This window comes from Granulicatella sp. HMSC30F09, assembly GCF_001806915.1.
Classification (GTDB): Bacteria; Bacillota; Bacilli; order Lactobacillales; family Aerococcaceae; genus Granulicatella; species Granulicatella adiacens.
Genome location: NZ_KV786411.1, coordinates 1 through 3,241, shown reverse-complemented (window position 1 = coordinate 3,241; position 3,241 = coordinate 1). Strand labels below are relative to the sequence as shown.

The window sequence follows — 3,241 nt, the reverse complement described above, 5'->3', positions numbered from 1 at the left end:
GAATTTTGTTCTTTGAAAACTGAATACTATATCACAACAAATAACCAATTAATTTACCGAGCGTTAGAGTAACATCTAACGAAAAAGAGTTTTTTAACAAAACGCAACGCTATGCGACATTTAACCAACGGTTAAGTGAATAAGGGCGCACGGTGGATGCCTTGGTACTAGGAGCCGAAGAAGGACGGAACTAACACCGATATGCTTTGGGGAGCTGTAAGTAAGCTAAGATCCAAAGATTTCCGAATGGGGGAACCCAGCACCTTTCATAGGGTGTTACCAATGAGTGAATACATAGCTCATTAGGAGGTACACGCAGGGAACTGAAACATCTCATTACCTGCAGGAAGAGAAAGAAAAATCGATTCCCTGAGTAGCGGCGAGCGAAACGGGAGGAGCCCAAACCAACGAGCTTGCTTGTTGGGGTTGTAGGACTAGAACGTGAGAAGACATCAAGATAGCAGAAGTGGTCTGGAAAGGGCCCATCACAGAAGGTGACAATCCTGTACGCGACATCTTGACGAACTCTACTAGCATCCTGAGTACGGCGGGACACGAGGAATCCCGTCGGAATCCGCCAGGACCATCTGGCAAGGCTAAATACTACCTAGTGACCGATAGTGAACCAGTACCGTGAGGGAAAGGTGAAAAGAACCCCGGGAGGGGAGTGAAAGAGTACCTGAAACCGTGTGCTTACAAGTAGTCAGAGCCCGTTAATGGGTGATGGCGTGCCTTTTGTAGAATGAACCGGCGAGTTACGTTTACATGCGAGGTTAAGATGAAGAGTCGGAGCCGTAGCGAAAGCGAGTCTGAATAGGGCGTATGAAGTATGTGGACGTAGACCCGAAACCAAGTGATCTACCCATGTCCAGGTTGAAGGTGCGGTAAAACGCACTGGAGGACCGAACCAGGGCACGTTGAAAAGTGCTTGGATGAGGTGTGGGTAGCGGAGAAATTCCAATCGAACTTGGAGATAGCTGGTTCTCTCCGAAATAGCTTTAGGGCTAGCCTCGGAAGTGAGAATCGTGGAGGTAGAGCACTGTTTGGACTAGGGGCCCATCTCGGGTTACCGAATTCAGATAAACTCCGAATGCCATGTATTTATATCCGGGAGTCAGACTGCGAGTGATAAGATCCGTAGTCGAAAGGGAAACAGCCCAGACCACCAGCTAAGGTCCCAAAATATCTGTTAAGTGGAAAAGGATGTGGGGTTGCACAGACAACTAGGATGTTGGCTTAGAAGCAGCCATCATTCAAAGAGTGCGTAATAGCTCACTAGTCGAGTGACCCTGCGCCGAAAATGTAACGGGGCTAAACAGATTACCGAAGCTGTGGATTGGACCTTATGGTCCAGTGGTAGGAGAGCGTTCTAAGGGCGGTGAAGCATGACCGTAAGGACATGTGGAGCGCTTAGAAGTGAGAATGCCGGTATGAGTAGCGAAAGACGGGTGAGAATCCCGTCCACCGAATAACTAAGGTTTCCTGGGGAAGGCTCGTCCTCCCAGGGTTAGTCGGGACCTAAGGCGAGGCCGATAGGCGTAGTCGATGGACAACAGGTTGATATTCCTGTACTTCTATAAATCGTTTGAGCAATGGAGGGACGCAGGAGGCTAAGAAAAGCGTACGACTGGAAGTGTACGCCCAAGCAGTGAGTCGGCTGATGAGTCAAATGCTTATCACGGATGCGACAAGCTGTAACGGGGAGGGAAGTTTAGTACCGAAGTTTCTGATGTCACACTGCCGAGAAAAGCTTCTAGCAAGATTTATAGGACCCGTACCGCAAACCGACACAGGTAGTTGAGGAGAGAATCCTAAGGTGAGCGAGCGAACTCTCGTTAAGGAACTCGGCAAAATGACCCCGTAACTTCGGGAGAAGGGGTGCTGGTAGCAATACCAGCCGCAGTGAATAGGCCCAGGCGACTGTTTATCAAAAACACAGGTCTCTGCAAAATCGAAAGATGACGTATAGGGGCTGACGCCTGCCCGGTGCTGGAAGGTTAAGAGGAGAGGTTAGCGCAAGCGAAGCTTTGAATTGAAGCCCCAGTAAACGGCGGCCGTAACTATAACGGTCCTAAGGTAGCGAAATTCCTTGTCGGGTAAGTTCCGACCCGCACGAAAGGCGTAACGATCTGGGCACTGTCTCAACGAGAGACTCGGTGAAATTATAGTACCTGTGAAGATGCAGGTTACCCGCGACAGGACGGAAAGACCCCATGGAGCTTTACTGTAGTTTGATATTGAGTGTTTGTGTCACATGTACAGGATAGGTAGGAGCTGAAGAATCCGGGACGCCAGTTTCGGAGGAGGCAACGGTGGGATACTACCCTTGTGACATGACCACTCTAACCCGCACCCCTAACCGGGGTGGGAGACAGTGTCAGACGGGCAGTTTGACTGGGGCGGTCGCCTCCTAAAATGTAACGGAGGCGCCCAAAGGTTCCCTCAGAATGGTTGGAAATCATTCGAAGAGTGTAAAGGCAGAAGGGAGCTTGACTGCGAGACCTACAAGTCGAGCAGGGACGAAAGTCGGGCTTAGTGATCCGGTGGTTCCGCATGGAAGGGCCATCGCTCAACGGATAAAAGCTACCCTGGGGATAACAGGCTTATCTCCCCCAAGAGTTCACATCGACGGGGAGGTTTGGCACCTCGATGTCGGCTCATCGCATCCTGGGGCTGAAGTCGGTCCCAAGGGTTGGGCTGTTCGCCCATTAAAGCGGTACGCGAGCTGGGTTCAGAACGTCGTGAGACAGTTCGGTCCCTATCCGTCGCGGGCGTTGGAAATTTGAGAGGAGCTGTCCTTAGTACGAGAGGACCGGGATGGACACACCGCTGGTGTACCAGTTGTTCTGCCAAGAGCATCGCTGGGTAGCTATGTGTGGACGGGATAAACGCTGAAAGCATCTAAGCGTGAAGCCCCCCTCGAGATGAGATTTCCCATCACATTAAGTGAGTAAGACCCCTGAGAGACGATCAGGTAGATAGGCTAGAAGTGGAAGTGCCGCGAGGCATGGAGCGGACTAGTACTAATCGGTCGAGGACTTAACCACGAGTTGTATAGCTGGTAGATTGATGGAGTTGGATATAGATTCAGTTTTGAAAGAACGAAAGTTTTTTCAGAAATAAAGTGTGGTGACGATGGCAAGAAGGATACACCTGTTCCCATCTCGAACACAGAAGTTAAGCTTCTTAGCGCCGATAGTAGTTGGGGGTTTCTCCCTGCGAGGGTAGGACGTTGCCACGC

The 3,241-nt window shown here is 50.6% G+C and carries 2 rRNA genes; both read left to right on the top strand.

The features are described 5' to 3' along the window. Nucleotides 1–129: 129 nt before the first annotated feature. Nucleotides 130–3,047, top strand: a 23S ribosomal RNA gene (locus HMPREF3103_RS01545). A 78-nt stretch (nt 3,048–3,125) separates the two neighbouring features. Then, nucleotides 3,126–3,241: ribosomal RNA gene (gene rrf / locus HMPREF3103_RS01540) — 5S ribosomal RNA — on the top strand.